This is a genomic window from Paraburkholderia sp. RL17-373-BIF-A, assembly GCF_046030175.1.
GTDB lineage: Bacteria > Pseudomonadota > Gammaproteobacteria > Burkholderiales > Burkholderiaceae > Paraburkholderia.
This window is the reverse complement of the sequence record NZ_JARESO010000034.1, coordinates 1-23,776: the sequence shown is the minus strand read 5'-3', so window position 1 is coordinate 23,776 and position 23,776 is coordinate 1. Positions and strand designations below refer to the sequence as shown.

The 23,776-nt window shown below is 62.1% G+C and carries 25 protein-coding genes and 1 pseudogene; 18 read left to right on the top strand and 8 right to left on the bottom strand.

Going from position 1 to position 23,776, the window contains the following annotated elements:
* Positions 1-135: 135 nt before the first annotated feature.
* A complete protein-coding gene (locus P0D80_RS32220) occupies positions 136-915 on the top strand; it encodes a ParA family protein (protein WP_408289985.1) in 780 nt (259 codons plus the stop codon).
* A gap of 22 nt (positions 916-937) precedes the next feature.
* Here P0D80_RS32220 and P0D80_RS32215 read toward each other — a convergent pair.
* Positions 938-2,191 (bottom strand): annotated as a pseudogene (locus tag P0D80_RS32215) (Hsp70 family protein).
* A 277-nt stretch (positions 2,192-2,468) separates the two neighbouring features.
* Here P0D80_RS32215 and P0D80_RS32210 point away from each other — a divergent pair.
* The 15 genes from P0D80_RS32210 to P0D80_RS32140 all read left to right on the top strand — a co-directional run bounded on the left by P0D80_RS32210 (position 2,469) and on the right by P0D80_RS32140 (position 16,390).
* Positions 2,469-3,605 (top strand): porin, encoded by a 1,137-nt coding sequence (locus tag P0D80_RS32210; protein ID WP_342960346.1) that lies wholly within the window; start codon positions 2,469-2,471, stop codon positions 3,603-3,605.
* A gap of 162 nt (positions 3,606-3,767) precedes the next feature.
* Positions 3,768-4,505, top strand: a complete 738-nt coding sequence (locus tag P0D80_RS32205) for a GntR family transcriptional regulator (RefSeq protein WP_408180728.1) — start codon at positions 3,768-3,770, stop codon at positions 4,503-4,505.
* Between the two features lie 182 nt (positions 4,506-4,687).
* A complete protein-coding gene (locus P0D80_RS32200) occupies positions 4,688-5,671 on the top strand; it encodes a substrate-binding domain-containing protein (protein ID WP_408289982.1) in 984 nt (327 codons plus the stop codon).
* A gap of 35 nt (positions 5,672-5,706) precedes the next feature.
* On the top strand, positions 5,707-6,705 hold the full coding sequence (locus P0D80_RS32195; protein WP_408289980.1) for a tripartite tricarboxylate transporter substrate binding protein: 999 nt from the start codon (positions 5,707-5,709) through the stop codon (positions 6,703-6,705).
* Between the two features lie 46 nt (positions 6,706-6,751).
* The gene (locus tag P0D80_RS32190) at positions 6,752-7,132 is read left to right on the top strand and encodes a VOC family protein (RefSeq protein ID WP_132374268.1); all 381 of its coding nucleotides are present in this window, start codon (positions 6,752-6,754) and stop codon (positions 7,130-7,132) included.
* 188 nt (positions 7,133-7,320) lie between these two features.
* Positions 7,321-7,839 (top strand): tripartite tricarboxylate transporter TctB family protein, encoded by a 519-nt coding sequence (locus tag P0D80_RS32185; RefSeq protein ID WP_408289977.1) that lies wholly within the window; start codon positions 7,321-7,323, stop codon positions 7,837-7,839.
* 12 nt (positions 7,840-7,851) lie between these two features.
* Positions 7,852-9,399, top strand: a complete 1,548-nt coding sequence (locus P0D80_RS32180) for a tripartite tricarboxylate transporter permease (RefSeq protein ID WP_408289975.1) — start codon at positions 7,852-7,854, stop codon at positions 9,397-9,399.
* Between the two features lie 87 nt (positions 9,400-9,486).
* Positions 9,487-10,059: a chromate transporter gene (locus tag P0D80_RS32175; RefSeq protein WP_408180723.1), complete on the top strand. Its 573-nt coding sequence runs from the start codon at positions 9,487-9,489 to the stop codon at positions 10,057-10,059.
* Positions 10,049-10,585: a chromate transporter gene (locus tag P0D80_RS32170; protein ID WP_132374272.1), complete on the top strand. Its 537-nt coding sequence runs from the start codon at positions 10,049-10,051 to the stop codon at positions 10,583-10,585. Before P0D80_RS32175 ends, P0D80_RS32170 begins: the two co-directional genes overlap by 11 nt.
* A 16-nt stretch (positions 10,586-10,601) precedes the next feature.
* Positions 10,602-11,243 carry a glutathione S-transferase family protein gene (locus P0D80_RS32165; protein ID WP_408289972.1) on the top strand — a complete coding sequence of 214 codons (642 nt, stop codon included), beginning with the start codon at positions 10,602-10,604 and terminating at the stop codon, positions 11,241-11,243.
* Positions 11,244-11,529: 286 nt separating this feature from the next.
* Complete coding sequence (locus P0D80_RS32160) at positions 11,530-12,249, top strand: FadR/GntR family transcriptional regulator (RefSeq protein ID WP_408289970.1); 720 nt, start codon at positions 11,530-11,532, stop codon at positions 12,247-12,249.
* A 161-nt stretch (positions 12,250-12,410) separates the two neighbouring features.
* Complete coding sequence (locus tag P0D80_RS32155) at positions 12,411-13,178, top strand: SDR family oxidoreductase (RefSeq protein ID WP_132374275.1); 768 nt, start codon at positions 12,411-12,413, stop codon at positions 13,176-13,178.
* A gap of 81 nt (positions 13,179-13,259) precedes the next feature.
* Positions 13,260-14,552, top strand: coding sequence for an MFS transporter (locus tag P0D80_RS32150; RefSeq protein WP_408180721.1), 1,293 nt, complete (start codon positions 13,260-13,262; stop codon positions 14,550-14,552).
* Positions 14,553-14,596: 44 nt separating this feature from the next.
* The gene (locus P0D80_RS32145) at positions 14,597-15,844 is read left to right on the top strand and encodes an enolase C-terminal domain-like protein (protein ID WP_408289967.1); all 1,248 of its coding nucleotides are present in this window, start codon (positions 14,597-14,599) and stop codon (positions 15,842-15,844) included.
* Positions 15,845-16,138: 294 nt separating this feature from the next.
* On the top strand, positions 16,139-16,390 hold the full coding sequence (locus P0D80_RS32140) for a hypothetical protein (protein WP_408180719.1): 252 nt from the start codon (positions 16,139-16,141) through the stop codon (positions 16,388-16,390).
* A 64-nt stretch (positions 16,391-16,454) separates the two neighbouring features.
* On the opposite strand, the gene P0D80_RS32135 is transcribed toward P0D80_RS32140, so the two are convergent.
* Together P0D80_RS32135 and P0D80_RS32130 are read right to left on the bottom strand one after the other, a co-directional pair.
* Complete coding sequence (locus P0D80_RS32135) at positions 16,455-16,703, bottom strand: hypothetical protein (protein ID WP_132374279.1); 249 nt, start codon at positions 16,701-16,703, stop codon at positions 16,455-16,457.
* A gap of 78 nt (positions 16,704-16,781) precedes the next feature.
* The gene (locus P0D80_RS32130; protein WP_132374280.1) at positions 16,782-17,165 is read right to left on the bottom strand and encodes a hypothetical protein; all 384 of its coding nucleotides are present in this window, start codon (positions 17,163-17,165) and stop codon (positions 16,782-16,784) included.
* A gap of 790 nt (positions 17,166-17,955) precedes the next feature.
* Between P0D80_RS32130 and P0D80_RS32125 the strand changes: the two genes are divergently transcribed.
* Positions 17,956-18,888, top strand: a complete 933-nt coding sequence (locus P0D80_RS32125; RefSeq protein ID WP_132374281.1) for a TauD/TfdA dioxygenase family protein — start codon at positions 17,956-17,958, stop codon at positions 18,886-18,888.
* Positions 18,889-18,899: 11 nt separating this feature from the next.
* Here P0D80_RS32125 and kdgR read toward each other — a convergent pair whose 3' ends face one another.
* From kdgR to kduI, 3 genes are all read right to left on the bottom strand, one after another.
* A complete protein-coding gene (kdgR, locus tag P0D80_RS32120; protein WP_132374282.1) occupies positions 18,900-19,772 on the bottom strand; it encodes a DNA-binding transcriptional regulator KdgR in 873 nt (290 codons plus the stop codon).
* Positions 19,773-19,872: 100 nt separating this feature from the next.
* Positions 19,873-20,643, bottom strand: a complete 771-nt coding sequence (gene kduD / locus P0D80_RS32115; RefSeq protein ID WP_408289963.1) for a 2-dehydro-3-deoxy-D-gluconate 5-dehydrogenase KduD — start codon at positions 20,641-20,643, stop codon at positions 19,873-19,875.
* A gap of 52 nt (positions 20,644-20,695) precedes the next feature.
* Positions 20,696-21,532, bottom strand: coding sequence for a 5-dehydro-4-deoxy-D-glucuronate isomerase (kduI, locus tag P0D80_RS32110; protein WP_408289961.1), 837 nt, complete (start codon positions 21,530-21,532; stop codon positions 20,696-20,698).
* 270 nt (positions 21,533-21,802) lie between these two features.
* Between kduI and kdgT the strand changes: the two genes are divergently transcribed.
* A complete protein-coding gene (gene kdgT, locus P0D80_RS32105) occupies positions 21,803-22,807 on the top strand; it encodes a 2-keto-3-deoxygluconate transporter (protein ID WP_408289959.1) in 1,005 nt (334 codons plus the stop codon).
* Between the two features lie 65 nt (positions 22,808-22,872).
* Here kdgT and P0D80_RS32100 read toward each other — a convergent pair whose 3' ends face one another.
* Together P0D80_RS32100 and P0D80_RS32095 are read right to left on the bottom strand one after the other, a co-directional pair.
* A complete protein-coding gene (locus P0D80_RS32100; protein ID WP_408289957.1) occupies positions 22,873-23,472 on the bottom strand; it encodes a GNAT family N-acetyltransferase in 600 nt (199 codons plus the stop codon).
* An 87-nt stretch (positions 23,473-23,559) separates the two neighbouring features.
* Positions 23,560-23,776, bottom strand: a 217-nt coding sequence (locus tag P0D80_RS32095) for an aldehyde dehydrogenase family protein (protein WP_408289955.1), incomplete at its 5' end; no start/stop codon positions are given.

Here is a 23,776-nt window from a genome sequence, read left to right as displayed (position 1 = left end):
GTATCGCCCCGGCATGGCCCGATTGGACGCAGGTGAAGGGCTTCGAGAACTATTCATAAGGCCGCACCTCGCGCTGTCATTTTGCCAGGGTAAGCTGTGCCTTTGGTGCGTTCTTCAAATAAGGGGCAGAGGTCCATGCGGCGTGTCATATTCAACCAGAAGGGCGGTGTGGGCAAATCGACCATCGTATGCAACCTGGCGGCCATCAACGCCAGCGAGAACCTGCGTACGCTGGTCATCGATCTCGACCCGCAAGGTAACTCCAGCCAGTATCTTCTTGGCAAGCAGGCCAGCGATCTCAAGCCCAACGTCGCGGACTTCTTCGAAACGGCCTTGAGTTTCAGTTTCAGGCCGACGCCGGTCTCGACCTTCATTCACCCCACGCCGTTCGAGAACCTCGACGTGATGCCCTCCCATCCGGATCTCGACACGCTGCACGGCAAGCTCGAATCGCGCTACAAGATCTACAAGCTGCGTGACGCGTTGAACGAACTGGATGAGTACGACGCGATCTACATCGACACTCCGCCGGCGTTGAATTTCTACACGCGTTCCGCGCTGATCGCGGTCGAACGCTGCCTGATTCCGTTCGACTGTGACGACTTTTCCCGCCGCGCCTTGTACACGCTGCTCGACAACGTCAAGGAGATTCAGCAGGATCACAACGCCGGGCTCGAAGTCGAGGGAATCGTGATCAACCAGTTTCAACCGCGCGCGAGTCTGCCGCTTCAACTGGTCGAGGAACTGATCAGCGAGGGCTTGCCTGTGCTGGAGTCGCGTTTGTCGACGTCCGTGAAGATTCGCGAGTCGCATCAGTACGCGAAGCCGATGATTCACTTCGATCCGCGTCACAAGCTCGCCCACGAATTCATGGCGTTGCATCGGGAATTGATTGGAGCGGGCACCGCGGGGTAACACCGCCGTCACGAATCTCCAGCTAACCGAACACCCGTTTTGCGTGGATGCCGAGGCCGGTAGCCACGCTCGCTAGCGGGTCGCCGAACACGAGTTCGGCTTGCGCAAACAAACGCACCCGCAATCGCGCGCGTCAACGACGCGAGCCCCGTCGAACCGCCGGTGAAATACACGGCGTCGACTTTGCCCGCAGCGATGCCGGCCAGCCGCGCAGTTTCCCGCGCGGCGTGAACGATCCGCGTTCTTTCTTCGCGCATGGCTTCGACGAGTTGCTGTTCATCGAAAGCGACGCTCAGGTCCGGCTCGATCGGGTCGATCTCGATGAGCGTGTCGCCCCCGGCCGCAATCGCAATCTTTGCCCGTTCCGCACTCGCGGCGAGCGCATGGCCGAGCCGCCGGTCCACCACCCGCATCAGCCGGTCATGATGAACCGGGTTTCGATACAGATGGCGCATGAGCCGAAGCTCGGTTTCTCGTTTAGGCGTGTAGAGCGAGTTGATAGATGCCAGGTCTCCAGATCGAAGTAGGCGCGATTCGGTATTTCGCGTCCTTCGGTGTCCAGACTGCGATACCCGGCCTCTCGCAGAATGGCCGCCAATTCGACCCGCCGATCCACGTCCGTTCCGGCGACATGCACGCCGTGATGCGCGAGCACATCTTCCTTGCGATCCACCCTCGACATTCGCTGCGGACCCACCCGCACCATTGAGAAATCCGAGGTGCCTCCGCCGATATCGGCGACCAGCACGATTTTTTCTTCTCCGAGCCGCGATTCGTAGTCGAAGGCGGCGGCAAGCGGCTCGTACTGGAACTCGACGTCGCGAAAACCCACCGAGCGGGCGGCCGCTTCGAGCTGCCGTTGCGCGCGGGCATCGGCAGCGGGGTCGTCGTCGACGAAGAACACCGGGCGCCCGAGCACGGCCTGATCGATTGGCGCGCCGAGCAGCGTTTGCGCGCAGCCCTTCAGATGGCCGATGAACATCGCGATCACGTCGAGATACGGGATTGCCGATCCATCGCCCAAGGCCGTGCTGGATTCCGCAATGCCCGTCCCGAGAATGCTTTTGATGGCGCGCATCAGGCGGCCGTCGAAACCGTCGACGTAGGCCGCCAGCGCGGCGCGTCCGAATACGTGAACCCGTTCGTCATGGTTGAAGAAGATGGCCGTCGGCAGGGTGGTCGCGCCTTTTTCGACGGATGCGAGTGCGATGCGGTGGCCGTCAGGGACCGCCACGGCTGAATTTGAGGTGCCGAAATCTATTCCGCAGTAAGCCATATCGATGCTGTGCGTCAGGAAAACCATAGGCGTGTAAAATGTTGACATTTATCATAAAACCTTCGACACTCCGTTTCAAGTTGTGACGCACCAGCGGAACCGGCTCTCACGGCAGGTTGCGTCGCCGGAGCAGGCAAGTGCGGAATTCGGCTGTAAGGCAGTTGAAGGTGGAAGTTCGAGGGCGCCGGTTGAGGCCGAAACCCGAAGCGAGGAATTCCTTTCAATCTGATATAAAAATTAGGAGACTTAAGTGAACACCCACAAGGCTCAGAAGCTGATGTGTGCCGTAGCAATAGGAGGGTTGGCTGGCGCGGCCCACGCGCAGAGCAGCGTGACTCTTTATGGATTGATCGACGCCGGCATCAGCTACGTCAATCATGCGGAGAACGCGTCCGGCGGCAGCTCCAGTCTCGTCAAGTTCGACGACGGCATCAACGGTGGCAACCGCTGGGGTTTGAAGGGTGCCGAAGACCTGGGCGGCGGTTACAAGGCCGTGTTCACATTGGAAAATGGTTTCGGTCTGGGCGACGGTACGCTCAGCCAGGGCGGCGCGCTGTTCGGCCGGCAGGCTTTCGTCGGTATATCCAAAAGCGGCGTGGGCGCATTCACGATGGGGCGCCAGTATCCGTTCTCGCACGACTATCTGAACCGGTATTCGACCGGCGGCCTGACGGCCGGCGATGCTTATGAATATCACATCGACACGCTCGATCTGCTGACGTCGGTGCGGATCAACAATTCGGTGAAGTTCGACAGCGTGCGGTTGTACGGCTTCAAAGTCGGCGCGATGTACGGTTTTTCCAATGCGGCGGGCGAGTTCGGCGGTTCGAACGGCGACAACGGCAACGGCGGTTCGTCGCGGACGTACAGCTTCGGCGTCGACTATCGCAACGGGCCGTTCAGCATGGCCTTTGCCTATACCGACATCACGTATCCATTGCAGGAAGTGCCGCCGCTCAAGCTGACGCTCGCCAATCTGGACCCGCTCGGCGAGCGTGATCTGCGAACCCTCGGCATCGGCGCCAAATATCAGTTCGGCTCGGTGCTCGGTTACGCGCTATGGACCAACACGCGGCTCGAGAACCTGGACCACAGCGCCGCGACGCTCAACATCTACGAAGGCGGCGTGGTGTATCAGGTCAATGCGCCGCTGGTGGCCGCGCTGGGCTACACGCGCACGCAGGTTCGAGGATCCGCCACGGGCACGTGGAACCAGATCAACAGCAGTGTCGAGTATTCGCTGAGCAAGCGCACCAGCGTTTATGCGCTGGCGATTTACCAGAAAGCGTCCGGAACGAATGACGGCGTGCCGGTTCAGGCGATGATCGGCAAAACGACGAGTTACTTCGGCAACTCGGGCAGCGACGCGCAAAACCAGTTGGCTTTCCGGATCGGGATGCGGCATCGGTTTTGAGGGGGAGGGCAGAAGCACGTCGGCGGGTTTCAGGTTGGTCTGACGTGAAAATGTCAGTGAGATGGCAGGCGCGTCAGGCCCGCCGCACGGGCGTTCCGCAAGGATGAGATCGTGAAAAGTAAAGTGTTGACATTTTTCAGGGCGCCACCTAGACTCGTTTTCATGGACACTGATCACATCTCCCCTACCGTCTCTCTAGCTGATTTCCGGGCGCATACGCTGACCGGTGTCGTGCAGCACGAGATCGAGCGAATGATTCTGAGCGGCGAGTTGAAGCCGGGACAGCGGCTCAATGAGAAGGCCGTCGCGGACAAGCTTTCGGTGAGCCGCGGGCCTGTGCGTGAGGCATGTCGCGCGCTGGCTGAACTGGGCCTCGTGTATCTGATCCCGCAGCGCGGCGTATTCATTCAGCGCGTCACGCGAGACGATGCAATCGAAGTCTACGATCTGCGCGCAGGCCTCACGGCATTGTCGGCGTCGTTGCTCGCGCCGCTCTTGACGGACGACATGGCAACCCAGCTCGACGCGTATGTCGACGAGATGCAGGAAGCCGCGCAGAAAGGCGATTTTTCGCGATTCGATCCGTTGAACCTCGAGTTCCACGACTACATCGTGCGATCAACGGGGAACTCGCGATTGATCAAGCTCTATCGCGGCTTCGTCAAGGAATTTCATCTGTTCCGGGTGCATGGAATGGTTCAGCGCGGCGCGCTGCTTCAGTCGAATGAAGAGCACCGCGAAATCGTCAATGCGCTCAAATCGCGCAACGCGAGCCTGAGCTACGAGATGAGTTTCAGTCACGTGTCGAAGGGCAAGGAGCGCATGCTTGTCGCGTTGGACGGCATGGTGAAATCCGGCGAGGAAGCTGCAGCGCCGCCGGCCACGGATCAGATCGCCTGACCAGGCCGGTTACCAGAAAAACCGAAGCACCTCCGCGTTTAACGAGCGCGGATTGATGGGCACCCAACGTCGAGTCGGGCGCAGCAGTATTAGTTTGCACTACGAAAGACGTAAGCGTATTTCAGATTTATTTTTGAGCACTCTTCCCCAGTTTCTATACCAGCCTACGGCGCTTTACTTCTATGCTTGAACTATCGCTGGCTTGTCAGATTACCGACCGCACACGTGCGCTGATCGACGGAAAGGTCGCGATCGACGGATGCAAGGTCAACTTCGTGAATGGGCCTGCCGAAGAACTCTTTCAACGTGCGTTCCGCCACGGCGAATTCGATATCTCGGAACTGTCGCTGGGCACGCATCTTTTGACCACCGCTCGTGGGCAAACCAGTTACATCGGCATGCCGGTGTTTCTGTCACGGTCGTTCCGCCATTCGGCGATCTATATCCGTACCGATCGCGGCATTGATTCTCCGCAAGCGCTAAAGGGCCGCCGCATCGGCGTGCCCGACTTTCAGCAGACGGCGGGCATCTGGGTGCGCGGCATGCTCGCCGATGAATACGGTGTGAGCAGCCGCGACGTGAAGTGGGTGATCGGCGGCCTCGAGCAGGCTGGCCGCGAGGCGCGGGTGCCGTACAACCTGCCGTCCGCTATCCAGGTGGAACCGATCGCCTCGGACCAGACACTCGCGCGCCTGCTCGACAAAGGCGAGATCGACGCGCTGATCGCGCCGAAACCACCATCGTGCTTCGGCCGCAATGAACACGTGCAGCGCCTTTTTCCCGCTTTCCGCGAAAACGAGGAAGCGTGGTTCCGCAAAACACGGCTGTTCCCGCCCATGCACATGGTCGGCATTCGCGGCTCGCTCGTCGAACAGCATCCGTGGTTGCCGGTCAATGTGTTTGCCGCGTTCAGGAAGTCGCGCGATATCGCGCTCGGCGAACTCGCGATCACCGACACGCTGCGCGTAATGCATCCGTGGATCACATCCGAATACGAGTGCGTCAAATCACTGATGGGCGATGACTACTGGCGCTACGGTCTGAAAGAGAACCGTACCGACCTCGACACGTTGCAGCGCTATGCGAAAAGCGACGGCCTGATCCAGGACGAGGTGCCGATGGAGAGACTCTTCGCCGCCAGCACCTTCGACGCATTCAATTTTTAAACCGTCATAGAGCACCATAAACAGGAGACGAAGTGATGAGGAGGAGGCTTGAGACATCGAGTGTCGCGCGTGGCATCTGTGTTGCGTTGCTTGCAGCGTGCGCGACGCTCGCGAATGCCGCGGACGCATGGCAGCCTCGACGGCCGGTCGAGATCGTGGTGCCGAGCGCGCCGGGTGGAGGACTCGACCTGGTCGCGCGCACGCTGCAGAGCGTGATTCAGCAGGAGAAGCTCTCGACCAAACCGGTAACGGTCATCAACCGTCCGGGCGGTGGCGGCACCGTCAGTATCGCGTACATCAATTCACACGAAGCCGACGGCCATTTCGTCACGGTTCAGGCGCTGCCGCTGATCACCAACCGGATCACGGGCCTTTCCACGGTAGGCATCGACGACGTGACGCCGCTTGCCGTATTCGTCACCGAACAGGTCGTGTTCTCGGTGCCGGGCAATTCGCCGATCAAATCGGGCAACGATCTCGTGCAGATGCTCAAGAAAGACCCGACCAGCGTGACGCTGGGCGTGTCGAGTTCGCCCGGCGGCCAGAGTCACGATGCCGCGGCGCTGGTCATGAAGGGCGCCGGCCAGGATCCGAAGAAGATCAAAGTCGTGTTCTTCGATTCAGGCGGTGAAGCATTGACGGCGCTGATGGGCGGCCACGTGACCGCGGCTGCGACGCCCGCCGGCGTGGTGCTCGGACCGAGCAAGTCGGGCAGCGTGCGCATGATCGCGATTCCCGGCGGCACGCGTCAAGGCAGCGAACTGGCGAACGTGCCGACGTGGAAAGAGCAGGGCATCAATGTGGACTTCACGACCTGGCGCGTGCTGGTCGGTCCGAAGAACATGACGCCTGCCGAAATAGCATGGTGGGACAACGTATTGCAAAAGGCCACTGCGTCACCGGAATGGGCTGCAGCCGTGAAGCGCAATCTGTGGACCGCCGACTACAAGAACAGCACTCAGACGCGTGCTTTCCTTCAGGGCGAGCGCAATCGCCTGACCCCTCTGCTTGGCGAGCTTGGTATCGCGAAGTAGCGAATTTTTCTTTTAACCCGCAGTACCTATCGACATGGAGATCCATATGTCACGCATCGTTCACCTCGCAGTCAAGGTCGACGACCTCGAGCAGGCCACGCGTTTCTATACCGAAGTGTTCGGCTTCAAGGAAGTGAAGACCGGGCGCAACCGCGAACACATTTCGCGTCACATGACCGATGGTCACATCGACTTTACGCTGATGAAGTACGACAGCGAAGACTCGCACGAAGCGCAGATCGCGGGCGCCGGTCCGCGTCTGCACCACTGGGGCGTCACGGTCGACGACCAGGAAGCCGCTGCCGAGAAGATCAAGCAGTACGGCGGCGAGATTCTCTCGGCAAAGGGCGAGGGCGCACTCAAGTTTCGCGCACCGGACGGCACGATCGCCGAAGTGGTGAAGCCGGGCCGCTACAACGAGAAGTGATGCGGCGCTGTCGTTGCTGACAGTAGTGGCGCACGGGGGCAACCCGGCGCAAGCGGCGCGCGCGGCATGCGCGGCATGGCGCGCACGCGGATCAACGAGCACGACTACGCGAGTCCGCGCGGACTGTGCGAACCGTCGGTGGTCGCTGCGTTTGGCGACCACCAACGGAGTCGAACTCTGGAGGAGACATGAAAAGCATCAGAAGCGACGTATGGCTCGCATTCTGCGTGATGGCGCTCGCCGCCGTGTACCTGTACATGGACATGCGTTTGCCGGAAGTCCGGCTGAGCGATCCGCTCGGGCCTAAAGCGTTTCCGGCTCTCGTCGGCGTGGGATTGATCGCCTCGGCGCTCGTCCTTCTACTCGAAGGGCGCGGCAAGGCGCATGCGCAAGCGGCCGAACCGGTTCCCGCACCAACAGTGGCCGATGCGGAGCATGGCCACGCGGAACATGCCGTGCCGGAGCCGAAGCAACGTCCGTTCATTCTGATCAGCATGGTTGTCTGGACCGCCATCTATTACCTGTGTTTCGAGCCTGCCGGGTATGTACTCTCGACCTCGGTCTTTCTGTTTGGCTTGCTCAGCTATTTCAATCGCCAGCGCCACAAAACCAATCTCGCCATCGCGCTCGGCGTGACAGTGGTTTTCGATCTGCTGTTTTCCCAGCTTCTCGGCGTTCCGGTGCCGACCGGCCTTCTCCCATTCTGAGGCGTTCGCATCATGGACAGTCTGCATGGCATTCTGCACGGACTCGCGGTTGCCGCGACGCCGATGCATCTCATGTATACGCTTTTCGGCGTTTTCATCGGCACGATGATCAGCCATTTGCCGGGCATCGGCCCGTCGGCGGGGATTGCGTTGCTGATTCCGGTGACCTTCGGCATGGATCCCATTTCCGCGCTCATGATGCTCACCGGCATTTACTACGGCTGCATGTACGGCGGCGCGGTCACGGCGATCCTGCTCAATACGCCGGGCGACGCCGCAGCGGTGATGACGGTGCTCGACGGCTATCCACTGGCGAGGAAAGGCAGAGCGGCCGCGACGCTGGCGATTGCCGCCGTCAGCTCGTTCATGGCCGGCATGATGGGTGTGACCGCGCTCGCGTTCGTGGCGGCGCCGCTCGCTGCCGTCGCGCTGCATTTCGGACCCACTGAATACTTCGCGCTGATCTGCTTTGCGTTGTCGACGGTCGGTGCGCTCACCGGCGACTCGCTGGGCAAGGGCATGATGGCAGTGTTCATGGGACTCGGTCTCGCGACCGTGGGCATCGACCTGCAAAGCGGGGTGCCGCGTTTTACGCTCGGTCTCACGCAATTGCAGGATCGCGTGAATTTTCTGGTGGTCGTGGTGGGTCTTTTCGCGATTGCCGAAGTCAGCCGGATGGTCGAAGGCACGTTGGGCGGCACGCTGCATACGGTGCGTGTCGAAGGCAAGCTGTGGTTCACTCGCGCGGAGTGGCGGCGCGCGCGGCCCGCGATCTTCCGCGGCTCGGCAGTCGGCTTTCTCTGCGGCGCGGCGCCGGGCCTAGGCGGCACGCTCGCGGCCATGCTCTCGTACGTGCTGGAAAAGAAAATCTCGAAGCATCCGGAAGAGTTTGGCCACGGCGCCATTGAAGGTGTCGCGGCGCCGGAAGCGGCGACCAACGCGGACACGTGCGGCGCGTTCGTGCATCTGCTGGCGCTCGGCGTGCCGGGTTCCGGGGCGACGGCGGTGATCATGGGCGCGTTCATCATGTACGGCATGCAGCCGGGCCCCATGCTGTTTCACACGCAACCGGATCTCGTGTGGGGGCTCATCGCGAGCATGTACGTCGGCAACATCATGCTGTTGCTGCTCAATCTGCCGCTCGTGGGCATTCTGTCGCGCATTCTGTACGTGCCGTCCGGCGTGCTGCTCTGTTTGATCCTGGTGATTGCGTCGGCAGGGGTGTATTCGTTCAGTAACGACGTGTTCGATCTTTTCCTTGCGCTGTTCTTCGGCATTGTCGGTTACGCGTTTCGCAAGTTCGATATTCCCAAGGCGCCGCTGCTGTTCGGGCTGATTCTCGGCCATACACTCGAGCAGTCGTTCCGTCAGGCGTTGACCATTTCGAATGGCGATCCGAGCGTGTTTCTTCGCAGTCCGATTGCCGCAAGTCTGCTCGGCTGTGCTGCCATTAGTGTGGGGGCTTCGATCTGGAGCCGTCGGAGAAAGTCTTCGAAGCTCGTGCGGGAAGTAGAAGAGCAGGTCGCAGCCGCGCATCGGCTGGCGAACGAGCGGCATTGAGTTCCACCCCACGTTTTTCCGGGTTTTACTTATGCATGCAGCCGTCGCTGCCTGCGCCGCGATATGACCAGCAGAAGGAAAGCCCGCATGCAATCACTATCCGAGCGCAAGTCGAGCGACGTGTCGTTGCTGGAGATTCTTCTGCTGTTCGCGCGGGTCGGACTGACGAGTTTCGGCGGCGGACTGTCCGCATGGATTTACCGCGAGGTGGTCACGCAACGAGGATGGCTGGAAGAAGATGAATTCCTCGGCGCGCTGACGCTCGGCCAGATCCTGCCAGGCTCGAACGTGATCAATCTGTCGATCTATGTCGGCTACCGCATGAAAGGCGCGATCGGCAGCACAGTGGCCGTGTCGGCCTTGCTCGTGCCGCCCATGGTGGTGATCGTTCTGCTCGCCACCGTGTTTCATCAGTTCGCGCAACTCGCGTGGCTGCATGAGTTTCTCGAAGGTGTCGCCGCGGCGGCGATCGGCATGACCGCATCGGTGGGCTTTCGTACCGCGCGCTCGCTGCTCGCGGTACAACGCTGGCCGCTGGTGATGATCGTCGCGGTTTTCGTTGCGGTCGGCGTGCTGCGCTGGCCGCTCGTGCCGGTCGCTATCGTGGCGGGGGCCGCCGGACTGTATGTTGCATGGAGGAGCGGCCAAGGTGCGCGATAACATCTATCTGCAACTGATCGCGGTATTCGCGCCGTTGTCGCTTCTCTCGTTGGGCGGCGGGCAAAGTATCGTCGCCGATATCAACCAGCAGACGGTGGCGATCCACGGTTGGGTGACGCAGGCCGAATTCGTCGACCTGTTCGCGATCTCGCGCGCGGCGCCCGGACCGGGCGCATTGCTCACGACGTTGATCGGTTGGAAGGCGGCGGGCTTCCTCGGCGCGGTGATTGCGTCGCTCGCGCTGTTCGTGCCGTCTTCGGTGCTCGCCTACGGTGCGACGCTGGCGTGGACGCGGCACAAGCAGCATCCCTGGCATCGGACGGCGGAGCAGGGCCTCGCGCCGATCGCTACCGGGCTGATTCTCGCCGGCGCGTTTTCCGTGCTGCGAGCTTCTTCGTCGACGTGGACGATCTGGGCGCTTGCCGCCATCGCGTTGAGCCTCTTTCTTTCGCGGCCGAAGATGAATCCCTTGATCGTTCTGTTCGCCGCGGGTCTCGTGAATGTGATAATCGGCCACGTTCTCTAGCTAACGAGGTATGGCAATGCAGGTCTATGGCAGGCGCAGTTCGATCAACGTGCAGAAAGTGCTGTGGTGTCTCGCTGAACTGGGTTTCGAAGAGAGGCGGGAGTTTTCGCGCATCGACGCGGGACTGGAGTACGGCGTGATCGACACGCCGCAATATCGCGCGCTCAATCCGAATGGACTGGTGCCGACGCTCGTCGACGGCGAGTGCGTGTTGTGGGAGTCGAACACGATCGTCCGTTATCTGGCCGCGAAATATGATGCGCAGACGCTCTTGCCGTCCGACCCGGCTGCCCGTGCCGACGTCGAGCGCTGGATGGACTGGCAACTCGGCACGCTGTGGGCGACGTTGCGCGTCGCGTTCCTCGGGCTGACGCGTGTGCCGGAGGCGCAACGCGATTACGACGCGATCAAGCGTTCATATCGTGACGCAACGCGGCTCCTGGGCATTGCCGACGCGGCCCTCGAAAAGCACGACTATCTCGCGCAAGATCGCTTTACCGCGGCCGATATCGGCGTCGGGCTCGCGGCGCACCGTTGGGTGCAACTGGCTGAGCGCTTCCCCGAGACGTTGGAGGCGCCGCCGCCGTTGCCTTCCTTAAACCGATGGCTTCAGGCGATCAAGGCAAGGCCGGCGTTTTCCGTGGCGGTCGCTCCTTAAGTGGCTATCTGGGCGGCGAATAGTTACGCGTTCTATCGTCGCCTATGTCTTCCTTTGAAGAAATCCGGTACGTGCAGGGTTCTGTGGCCATAAGCAATCGACGGCGCGTGCCATGACCGTCGAATGATCTGATCATTTGCCGCCAGAATCCGCACCCGTCGCCCACCCGCCCGCCCGCTCGGGCATCTCGATCCATTCCTTCCGACACTGCGGGTCAACCCGCATTGCCATCTCAAGTTCTTGCGACTATCTTTCTACATCATACGTATGATCTAGAGAGTAAATCGTGGCAACTTTGCACAGGCAGGTCCTGAACCAGATGGGCGAGCAGATCTGTTCAGGCAAGTTCATGCCCGGCGATATTCTTCCCGCCGAGCCCGTGCTTGCCGAACAGATGCAGGTGAGCCGCATCACCATCCGCGAGACGATGAAGTCGCTGTCCGCCAAGGGCATGCTTCAGGTGCGCCGCCGCTACGGCACCGTCGTGCTGCCGCGTTCGCAATGGCAGTTGTTCGACCCGGACGTGATCACATGGCGGGCGCGCGCGAGTGCCGTCGAGCCGGGCCTCATCGAAGATCTGATGGAGTTGCGTTTGATCATCGAGCCGAACGCGGCCCGGCTCGCCGCGAAACGCGCGACCGCGGAAGATCGCGTCGCGGTCCGGCGCGCGTTCAAGCTGATGGAGCGCGCGGTCGCCGGGCACGGCGAATATGTTCCCGCCGACCTTGCGTTTCACGGCGCCATTCTGACGGCCTGCCACAACCAGTTCGTCCAGCAGATGCAGAACGCGCTGTCGGCGATCCTGCGTACCAGTTTCGAACTCAGCTCGGAGATCGAGGGTGGGCCGGCTCGTTCGCTGCCCATGCACGAGGCGCTGTGCGTGGCGATCGAGCAGGGCGATCCCGTGGCGGCGGAACAGGCCGTACTTACGCTGATCCAGCGCGCCGAGCAGGACTTCGAGGACCGTGCCGCGCTCGATCGCAGCGCTAGCGAGAAGCCCGTCTGACGAATCGCCTGAACCACGCAACACGACCACACGGGGCGGCCTCTTAGGCGGACCGTCCAGAAGCAGCGCCGTTGCATCCCCAACTCATTTATCGCGGCTGCCATGACGACACGCGAGGGGCGCACTCGCGCCTCGTTACCGAACCTCGAGAGGACACTTGCATGACACAGTTATTCGATCTGAGCGGCCGCACGGCGCTCATCACCGGATCGGCGCGCGGCATCGGCTTCGCGTTCGCCGAAGGCCTCGCCGCCGCCGGCGCCGGCGTGATCCTGAACGGCACGCGCGCCGACACGGTGGCGCAAGCCGTTGAGCGGCTCAGCGCCAAAGGCTTGAAAGCACAAGGCCGCGCCTTCGACGTGACCGACGAAGCCGCCGTCGCCGAAGCCTTCGCGCAATGGGACAAGGACGGTGTGCAGATCGACATCGTGATCAACAACGCCGGTATCCAGTTTCGCAAACCGCTCGTCGACCTCGAACTGAGCGACTGGCAGCGTGTGATCGACACCAACCTCACGAGCGCATTCATCGTCGCGAAGCAGGCCGCGCGACGCATGATCGCGCGCGGCACGGGCGGCAAGATCATCAACATCGGGTCGCTGACGAGCGAGGCCGGGCGAGCGACGGTCGGCGCCTATACGGCGGCGAAGGGCGGCATCAAGATGCTGACCCGTGCCATGAGCGCCGAGTGGGCGGCCGCGAACATTCAGGCCAATGCCATTGGTCCGGGCTACATCCTGACCGACATGAACAAGCCACTGATCGAAAACGCCGCGTTCGATGCGTGGGTCAAGAACAGCAATCCTTCGCAACGCTGGGGCAAGCCGGAAGAACTCGTCGGCACGGCGGTGTATCTGGCGTCGCCGGCTTCGAGCTACGTGAACGGCCAGATCATTTACGTGGACGGCGGCTGGCTGGCCGTACTGTAAAGACCGATTCGCGCGGGTAGAGCACAACCAAAACACCGCCCGCGCCAGATAGTGAGTATGCCGTACCGATCCGGAGACATCATGGAAAGCGTCAAACCCGTAGCACCCCAAAGATGGTGGTATCTGATGCCCATCATCTTCATCACCTACAGCCTCGCCTATCTCGATCGCGCGAACTACGGCTTCGCCGCCGCGGCCGGCATCGATCGCGATCTCGGCATCACGCACGGCACGTCGTCGCTGATCGGTTCGCTGTTCTTTCTCGGGTACTGCCTGTTTCAGGTGCCCGGCGCGATTTACGCGCAACGCAACAGCGTGAAGAAGCTGATCTTCTTTAGCCTGATTCTCTGGGGGCTGTGCGCGGCGGCCACCGGCATGGTCAGCAACATTCCGATGCTGATGGTGCTGCGCTTCGTGCTCGGCGTGGTTGAGGCGGCCGTCATGCCGTCGATGCTGATGTACATCAGCCGCTGGTTCACCAAGACCGAGCGCTCGCGCGCCAACACCTTCCTGATTCTCGGCAATCCGGTGACGGTGTTGTGGATGTCGGTGGTGTCCGGCTATCTGGTGCGCAGCTTCGGCTGGCGCGAGATGTTCATCCTCGAAGGTTTGCCCGCGCTCGCGTGGGCGGTTGTCTGGTGGTTCACGGTGAAGGATCGCCCGGCCGACGCGCCGTGGATGAGCGATGCCGAAAAGACCGAACTCGACGCACGCCTGAAAGCCGAGCAGGCGCATATCGCACCAGTGCGCGACTACAAGGCCGCGTTCCGCTCGTCGATCGTGTTGAAGTTCTGTGCGATTCACGCGTTGTGGAGCATCGGCGTGTACGGCTTCATCATGTGGCTGCCGTCGATCCTCAAGACGGCGTCGACGATCGACATCGTCTCGGTCGGCTGGCTCGCCGCGGTTCCGTATCTCGCGGCGATCATCCTGATGCTGCTCGCGTCGTGGCTGTCGGACAAGACGCGCAACCGCAAGCTGTTTGTCTGGCCGCTGCTGCTGGTGGGCACGATTGCGTTCGTGGCGTCGTACCTGATCGGCGGCTCGCATTTCTGGATCTCGTTCGCGCTGCTGGTCGTGGCGGGCGCAACGATGTACGCACCGTACGGTCCGTTCTTCGCCCTCGTGCCGGAGCTGATTCCGGGCAACGTGCTGGGCGGCGCGATCGGTCTGATCAACGCGTGCGGCGCGCTGGGCGCGTTCGCCGGCTCATGGGTGGTGGGATACCTGAACGGCGCGACCGGCAGCCCGGCGGCTTCCTATATTTTCATGGCGGGCGGCCTGCTGTCGTCCGTGATCCTGATGATGACGGTGCCGGCGAGTTCCGATGAACGTGCGAAGCGCGAAACATCGCTGTCGCTGCATCGCACGTAACGCTAGTCGATCGAACTCATTGGCTGAAACCTGGCAGATAGAACATGGCAACCCTGATTACCAATGTAAAAGTCATCCTGACCGCGCCGGAAGGCATCAACCTGATCGTCGTCAAGGTGGAAACGAACCAGCCCGGTCTCTATGGGCTGGGATGCGCGACGTTCGCCTACCGGCACGTCGCGGTGCAGTGCCTGATCGAGGAGTATCTGCGGCCGCTGCTGATCGGGCGCGACGCGGACGCGATCGAGGAACTGTGGCAACTGATGCATCAGAACGCGTATTGGCGCAACGGACCGATCGAGAACAACGCGATTTCCGGCGTCGATATGGCGCTATGGGACATCAAGGGCAAGCTGGCGAACATGCCGCTATACCAACTGTTCGGCGGCAAGTGCCGCGAAGGCGTGCCGATCTATCGTCACGCGGATGGCCGCGATCTGAACGAGTTGTGCGAGAACATCCAGAAGTATCGCGAGCAGGGCATCACGCACATTCGCTGCCAGAGCGGCGGGTACGGCGGAGGCGGCTTCGGCAAGGCGCCGGCGAGCGCGCCGCAAGGCGCCGCGGACGGCGTCTATCTCGACAGCCGGAAGTACATACGCGATACGCTCAAGCTGTTCGACGGCATTCGCAGCAAGATCGGTTTCGACGTCGCGCTGTGTCACGACGTGCACGAACGTTTGAAGCCGGTCGAAGCGATCCGCTTCGCGTGCGAACTGGAACGGTACGAGCTGTTCTTTCTCGAAGACGCGATCGCGCTGGAGGAGGGGGAATGGATGCGCCAGTTACGCGCCAAAACGACCACGCCACTGGCACAGGGCGAGCTGTTCAACAATCCCTATGAATGGCGCTTCATGATCACGGAGCGCCTGATCGACTTCATCCGCGTGCATCTCAGCCAGATCGGCGGCATTACCGCCGGACGCAAGCTGCAGATCTTTGCCGAGCAATTCGGGGTTCGGACGGCGTGGCACGGCCCCGGCGACATGTCGCCGCTGGCGCATGCGGCGAATATTCATATCGATCTGGCCGCGCGCAATTTCGGGGTGCAGGAATGGTCGGGCACCGAGCCGCCGAACTTCGTGATTCAGGACCTGAAAGGGCCGAGGGCAGCCTTGCTCGATGTCTTCCCGGGCCTGCCCGAATTCAGGCAAGGTTACGTGTACGCCAACGACAAGCCGGGTCTCGGCGTCGATATCGACGAAGCCGAGGCCGCGAAATATCCGTGCGAAAACAGCGTGACGACGTGGACACAAACGCGGCTGAAAGACGGTACGCTGCAAACGCCGTGAAGCACCCGAGTTTGTCTGGCACGTTAGCCCCACGACTGTTGCGCCGCAAAAAACGCGACTGTGCGCGCAAGGCAGAACAGTCTCTCCATTGATGTCCGGGAAACGGCTGGTTTCGAGCAAATGAAATTTAAAAAACAATCGCTGAACAGCCGTTTTTCATTGTAGTGGCAGCAGCAACAGTGAATTCAGGATTGGCGGATTTATCCCGCCGCGCTGGCCACCTACACTCAAGCTACCGCTGCAACGACAGCCCTATCCGCAGCGCGTAGAAAGACAATCTTTGGAGGTGGTTTCATGAAGTCGCTCATTCAAACCGTTGCTATCGCCGTTGTTCTTGCCGCGCCGGTAGCCGCGTTTGCTCAGTCGTCCAACGAGCCTGTATCGCAAGGCGCACAGGCTGCGCAAGCACAGGCCTTGAGCCAGCAAGGCGCGGCTCAAGCCGACAATAGCGGATATGGTTCAGCCAGCGTTGGCTCGTGGCAAGCAGGTCAGAGTAACAACACGACGGTCAGCTCGTACTCGCCGCCGATTCGCAACGCGCGTTAAGCGATTCACGAAACGCGCGGCGAGCACATCGCCGCGCGCAAATCCTATTGTCTTCTTCTGTCTTCTATGACGTGCGCAACAGTGTCATCTCGTTGTGCAGCAACGCCAGCAAATCATCATCGCTAGGCCGCGTGCCCCAGTGCCGCGCGCCCGCCACTGACGCAATCGCGATCCACGAGTGAGGTGGAAACCATTCGCGCAACAGTGTGCCGTCCTGACGCAAACACAATTGACCGGTTTGTTCGCTATATTCGGCGCAGATCAGCGTGTTGTTGATTTGCGCGGTGACTCGTCTTGGATCGCTGCGTAGCAAATCGTCGCTCCTACAGAAGGTGTGGCGCGAATGCGTGCGCGGCACGGCCGCGTCATCGACGCGGCCGCGGCCTATGCATCAATGATCGCCGTGCCCGTGGCCGTGGTCGTCGCCATGACCATGCCAGCCGTTATCGTGACCGCGCCAGTCGCCGTGCGGACCACGCGCTTCATGCCACTCGCGTCCGCCGTGATGTCGATCTTCCCACTCGCGCCGTTCCCAGTAACGGTGGCCGTCGTAATAGCGCTCGCCGTACCAGCCCGGACTCACCACGACCACCGGCGGAGCCGGCGCATAGACCGGCGGTGGCGGCGGGGCATACACGGGTTCGGGCGCATAAGCGACGCCCGGAATGCCGATGTTCACGCCCACATCGACGTGGGCCAGCGCGACCGACGATGCGCCGATTCCGAGACCCGCGACAATCGCCATGGACAGCCAGCGGTTTTGTGATTGGTTCATGTTTTATTTCCGGCTTCTACGATGGTGAGTGGAAAGTCTTGCGCGGCTCGCGCTCAATAGCGATCGTGATAGTGGTTGTGGTAGCCGCCTTCCGGCACCACGATGCAACCGCCCAATGCACTGCCGAGCGTGACGGCCAGAATGACCAGCGCGAAAATTCTTTTCATGACATTGCTCCTGTTTCCTTGTGACCCGAACTCTACTGAGCCGCGGCATTTCCGGTGTGTTTGTGTGTAACAGGACGTGTCGATTGCGATGCATGCCGGCAAGGCGCGCGTCGCTTCAATAGCGTGCGTCAGGGCGCAACGACGAGGTAGGGCTCGGCGGGCGGTTGAGCGCGCAAGCCATTGAACGCGTTGTGGAAAAGACGACGTGGTCGCGCGTCTCGCGTGTTGCGGAGCGTTGAACGGCGCGTGTAGTGGCAGCCGTTAAGCGTGCAGTGGCGCCTATCGTTGCAGCTATGCCGTACAGATACATTCGGTTGCAGACTAGCTGTACCGACGGGCATCGTCGAACGATTTATTGGACGCAACCGTGCGTGTGCATGCGTTCGCGCGATGCGCGCGCCTCGATAGCGAACATGAGCGGCAGCATCGCGGCGATATTGGCGCCATCGCGTCCATGCGCGATCCTCACGACGTCGCGTGTGATAAGCACATGAAAAACAAGTGTTTTACGCGCGCCGCCAAGACTGGTTAGATCGCTGGGTCGGCTGTGTGTCAGTCCGCGCGCCGGCTGGCACGCTGAGCCGCCTCGTTCTCGATCGTCCTCACACCAGGAGTTGCATAGCATGTCGAACCTCAGTCTCGCGACGTCCAACGCACTGGACATTCATCCCGTCACTGGCCGCATCGGCGCGGAAATTCGCGGCGTACGCCTGTCGAGCCAGCTTGAGCCGGCCACCGTCGAAGCGATTCGTGCGGCGCTGGTACGTCACAAGGTGATATTTTTCCGCGGCCAGACGCACTTGCAGGACGCCGATCAGGAAGCCTTCGCCAAGCTGTTCGGCGAGCCGGTTTCGCACCCCACGGTGCCGGTGGTGGACGGCACGGACTATCTGCTCGAACTCGACTCGCATCGCGGCGGCCGCGCCAATTCATGGCACACGGACGTGACCTTCGTCGATGCCTATCCGCAGGCGTCGATCCTGCGCGGCGTGACGATTCCCGAAGTGGGCGGCGACACGGTCTGGGCCAACACGGCGACCGCCTACGACGATCTGCCGCCGCCGCTCAAAGCGCTCGCCGATCAGCTCTGGGCCGTGCACAGCAACGACTACGACTACGCGAATCACACCAGCGTCGGCGAGCGTGGCCGCGACGCTGAAGCGATCAAGCGTCATCGCGAGGCGTTCGTGTCGACGCGTTACGAGACCGAGCATCCGGTCGTGCGCGTGCATCCGGAATCCGGCGAAAAGACGCTGATTCTCGGGCACTTCGTAAAGAGCTTCGTGGGTCTCACGCCGAGCGCGTCGGCGCATCTGCTGGAACTGCTGCAAGGCTACGTGACGCGTCTGGAGAACATCGTACGCTGGCGCTGGCAGACGGGCGACGTCGCGATCTGGGACAACCGCGCGACCCAGCACTACGCGGTCAACGACTATGGCGACGCGCACCGCGTGGTGCGTCGCGTGACGCTGAAGGGCGACGTGCCGGTGAGTGTGGACGGCCGCCGCAGTTTCACGCGCAGCGTGCAGCCGAATCCGGCGGCGAAGGCTGCCTGACGGCTTGTGGTTCAGCCCGGCTCGGCGGCGATCTGTTGCGGCGCCGGCGCTTGCCGATAACCGAGCCGCGTCGAGATCGCGAGGCCCGATTTCTTGAGCAGCGCGACATAGTGCGACTTCGTGTCGGCGCCGCAGCGCATGGTCGGAAACGAAATCGACAGGCCGGCGATCACGCGGCCGAAGCGGTCGAACACCGGCACCGCGAGACACCGCAGACCTTCTTCCTGTTCCTCGTTGTCCTCGCCGTAGCCTTGCTCGCGCACGTGCGGCAAGATGCTCAGCACGGCTTCGGCGGACGAGAGCGTCTTTTGCGTCGACTTGCGGAATTCGACGTGCGAGAGCACCTCGCGCGCGTCGGCCGGGTCCATCCACGCGAGCAAGACTTTGCCGATCGCGGTGCTGTGCAGCGGGTTGCGCCGGCCGATGCGCGACTGCATGCGCAGCCCGTAGTCGGCGTCGATCTTGTGAATGTAGATGATGGCGTCTTCGTCGAACGCGCCGAGGTGCACCGCCTCGCGCGTCGCTTCACCGATGCGGCGCATCTCGACGTCGGCCTCGCGCACCAGATCGACACTTTCCAGCGCCTTCGCGCCGAGTTCGAACAGACGGATGGTCAGCCGGTAGCGCTCGGTTTCCACTTCCTGCGTCACGTAGCCGAGCGCCTTGAGCGTCTGGATCACGCGGTGCACGGTGGTCTTCGACATGCCGAGCCGTTGCGACAGTTCGCTGATGCCGATCTGTCCGCTGTCGCCGATCGCGCCGAGAATCGCGAAGACGCGGCCGATCGACGAGGCCGATTCGCCGCGCTCGCCGCAGTCGGCATTCTCCGCGTCTTGCGCCTGTGCGGTGCCGTCGTCCTTGCGCTGTTTGCCTGTTGATGCCATTTCCGTCTTCCCTGTCTATCTGTACCCGCGACGTTCCCGCAATGCCGGCATACGCCGGCGAGGCGCCGAGAGCATACCGCGTCCGGCGCGCGCTGCCGAGTCAGCGCGCGAGCCAGCCGCCGTCCACCGCCAGTGTATGCCCATGCACGTAGTCCGAAGCCGACGACGCGAGGAACACCACCGGTCCCGCGAGATCGTCCGGCGTGCCCCAGCGGGCGGCCGGAATGCGGCTGAGAATCTCGTCGTTGCGCTGCGCGTCGTCGCGCAGCGCGGCCGTATTCGCGGTCGCCATGTAGCCCGGCGCGATTGCATTGACGTTAATGCCTTGCGACGCCCATTCGTTCGCGAGCAGCCGCGTCAGTCCGAGCACGCCGCTTTTCGACGCCGTATAGGACGCGACGCGGATGCCGCCTTGAAACGACAGCATCGACGCGACGTTGATGATCTTGCCGCCGCTTTGCTGCTTCACGAACAGCCGCGCGGCGGCCTGCGAGAGAAAGAACAGGCTTTTCAGATTGACGTCCACCACGGCGTCCCAGTCGGCTTCGGTGAAATCGAGCGCGTCCTCGCGGCGGATGATGCCCGCGTTGTTCACCAGCACGTCGACGCGGCCGAAGGCTTCGACCGCGGCGCGCACGATGTCCTCGACTGGCGCGATCGAGCCGAGATCGGCGCGCACGTCGGCGAAGCGGCGTCCGCGGGCTTCGACGCGTGCTGCGGTGTCGCCGGCGTCGGCACGGCTTACGCCGACGATGTCGCAACCGGCCGCGGCGAGCGCGACCGCCATGCCGGCGCCCAGGCCCGTGTTGCTGCCGGTGACGATGGCGACGCGGCCGGTGAGATCAAAGGGGTTCACGATGTTCGAGCCCATGTCGTGCGGTCGTAGTGGCAGAGGTCAAAAAGCGGCGTAAAAAAGCGGCCCATCAACGCAAGTCCCGAACCGCGACGTGATCCATGTCGCTGAACACCTGGTTTTCACCGACCATGCCCCAGATGAACGTGTACGCCTGCGTGCCGACGCCCGAGTGAATCGACCAGCTCGGCGAGATCACCGCCTGCTCGTTGTGCACGAGAATGTGCCGCGTCTCGTTCGGCTCGCCCATCATGTGAAAGACGGCGGCGTCGTCGGCGACGTTGAAGTAGAAATACACCTCCATGCGGCGCTCGTGCGTATGGCACGGCATGGTGTTCCACAGGCTGCCGGGTTCGAGTTTGGTCATGCCCATGGAAAGCTGGCAGGTGGGCAGCACCTCGGGAACGATGAACTTGTAGATGGTGCGGCGGTTGCTCGTGGCGGGGTCGCCGAGAGTTTGCGGCGAGGCCTGCGCGAGCGAGATCGTGCGGGTCGGATACGACGTGTGAGCAGGCGCGCAGTTCAGATAGAACTTCGCCGGACGTGCGGCGTCGTCGCTTCCGAAGGCGATGGCCTGCGCACCTTGGCCGATGTAGATCGCCTCTTCGTTGCGCACTGTGTAGCGTGCACCGTCCACGTCGACCCAGCCGTCGCCGCCGATGTTGATCGCGCCGAGTTCGCGCCGCTCCAGCAGATAGCTCACGCCGATCGTCTTGCCGAGCGAACTGGGCACCTCGACCGCGCGCGCCACCGGCATCACGCCGCCGACGATGATCCGGTCGATATGGCTATAGGTCAGCTTCAGCGTATCGCGCTCGAACACCTGATCGACCAGAAACGCCTTGCGCAGCCCGTCGGTATCCAGCGTCTTCGCGTATTCGCTGTTGATGGCCTGTCTCACTTCCATTGTTCTTTCTCCGCTGGGGTCGTGGGCTCGACTGTAGCGCAGAAATATCGTTTCGGAACAGTGGTCCGAAAATATTGCGACGCCGCATCATGACTAGCAAGGCTTTTGAGGATCACACGGGTAAACGATGAGCGAGATTTCTAACAGAAACGGAACAGCGTTCCTTTCACGGTGCTATATTGCGCCGAAAGGGAGCAGCCCGGCGTCAGAACGGGGACATTACCCAGGGTGAATTACCCAATAACTGGACGCGAAGTCCATGGAGGAGGCATGAAGCTCAAGAAGGCCATCGACCGCATTCCTGGCGGCCTGATGTTGGTGCCGTTGCTGCTCGGCGCCTGCGTCCACACGTTTGCGCCGGGCGCGGGCAAGTACTTCGGCTCGTTCACCAATGGGTTGATCTCCGGCACCGTGCCGATTCTGGCGGTGTGGTTCTTCTGCATGGGCGCGACCATCGATCTGCGGGCGACCGGCACGGTGCTGCGCAAGTCGGGCACGCTGCTGGTGACGAAAATGCTCGTGGCGTGGATCGCGACGATCATCGCGTCGCACTTCATTCCGATCGACGGCGTCAAGGCGGGGCTCTTCGCCGGCCTCTCGGTGCTGGCAATCACGACGTCGATGGACATGACCAACGGCGGTCTCTACGCGGCTGTGATGCAGCAATACGGGACCAAGGAAGAGGCGGGCGCGTTCGTGCTGATGTCGATCGAATCGGGGCCGCTCGTCAGCATGATCATTCTTGGCGCGACCGGCGTGGCGTTCTTCGAACCGCGTCTGTTCGTCGGCGCGGTGCTGCCGTTTCTGGTCGGCTTCACGCTGGGTAACCTGGATGGCGAATTGCGCGAGTTCTTCGGCCGTTGCGTGCATCCGCTGATTCCGTTCTTCGGCTTTGCGCTCGGCAACGGCATCGACCTCAGCGTGATCGCGAAGAGCGGCTTGCCGGGCATCGTGCTGGGTCTCGGCGTGATCGTCGTGACGGGCATTCCGCTGATTCTCGCGGACCGCTGGATCGCCGGCGGCAATGGGGCGGCGGGGCTGGCGGCGTCGTCGACGGCGGGGGCCGCGGTGGCGAATCCGGCGATCATCGGCGAAATGATTCCGAGCTTCAAGCCGCTGGTGCCGGCCGCGACCGCGATGGTCGCGACGGCCTGCCTGGTGACCGCCATTCTGGTGCCGATCCTCACGGCGATGTGGGTGCGCCGGCATCATGCGCGCGATGCGTTCGCGGTGGCCAACACGCCGCCGCTGAATGAGCGGGATGTGCATGTGTAGAGCAGGGTGAAGGCGGCTCGCTTACGCTCTGTTCAGAAGCGTGAGCGGGCCGCGTGCTGGTGGCTTTACCGCGCCAGCTTCGCCTCCAGCATCGCCTTCACCTCGTCCCATTCCTCGTCGATGATGCTAAAGCGCACCGAGTTGCGCTTACGCCCATCCGGCATGATGCGTTCGTGCCGGACCACGCCTTCCTGTTTCGCGCCGATGCGCAGAATCGCCGCGCGCGATTTCTCGTTGAGTTCGTCGGTGGTGAATTGCACGCGCACGCATTGCATCGCTTCGAATGCGTGGCACAGCAGCAGATACTTCGCCTCGGTATTCACCGCCGAGCGCTGCACCGATTCGCTCAGCCACGTGTGGCCGATTTCGAGTTTGCGATTGACCCGGTCGATCTTCCAGAACCGCGTGCTGCCGACCAGCGCGCCAGTGTCGCGCCGCACGATCACGAACGGCATTACGGTGCCGGCCGCGCGGCCTTCGAGCGCCGTTGCGATATAGCTGTCGATGCTGCCGGGTCCCGGCACCACGGTCAGCTTCATATTCCACAGTTGCCCGTCCGCGGCGGCGTCGAGCAAACCTTGCGCGTGGTCCCGCTGAAGCGGCCGCAGCTCCACGGTCTTGCCGGTCAGCGTGGGTTGCATGAGTCGTTGGGTGGTGTCGTTCATGGCAATAAAAAAGGCCCGCGAGCGACGGCTCGCGGACCCGGTACGGTGGTGTAAAAAGAGGCGGCCGGTAAGCCGCCTCGGTCCGTCTTAAACCGACATCACCGATACCGCCTTAGTGACCAGATAGCCTTCCATCGCTTCCGGACCACCTTCCGAACCGTAGCCCGAATCCTTCACGCCGCCGAACGGCATTTCCGGCGACGGCGTGGCCGGCTGGTTGATCCACAGCATGCCGACTTCCAGTTGCTGCGACAGCAGATGCACGTTAGTGAACGACTTCGTGAACGCATAGCCCGCCAGACCG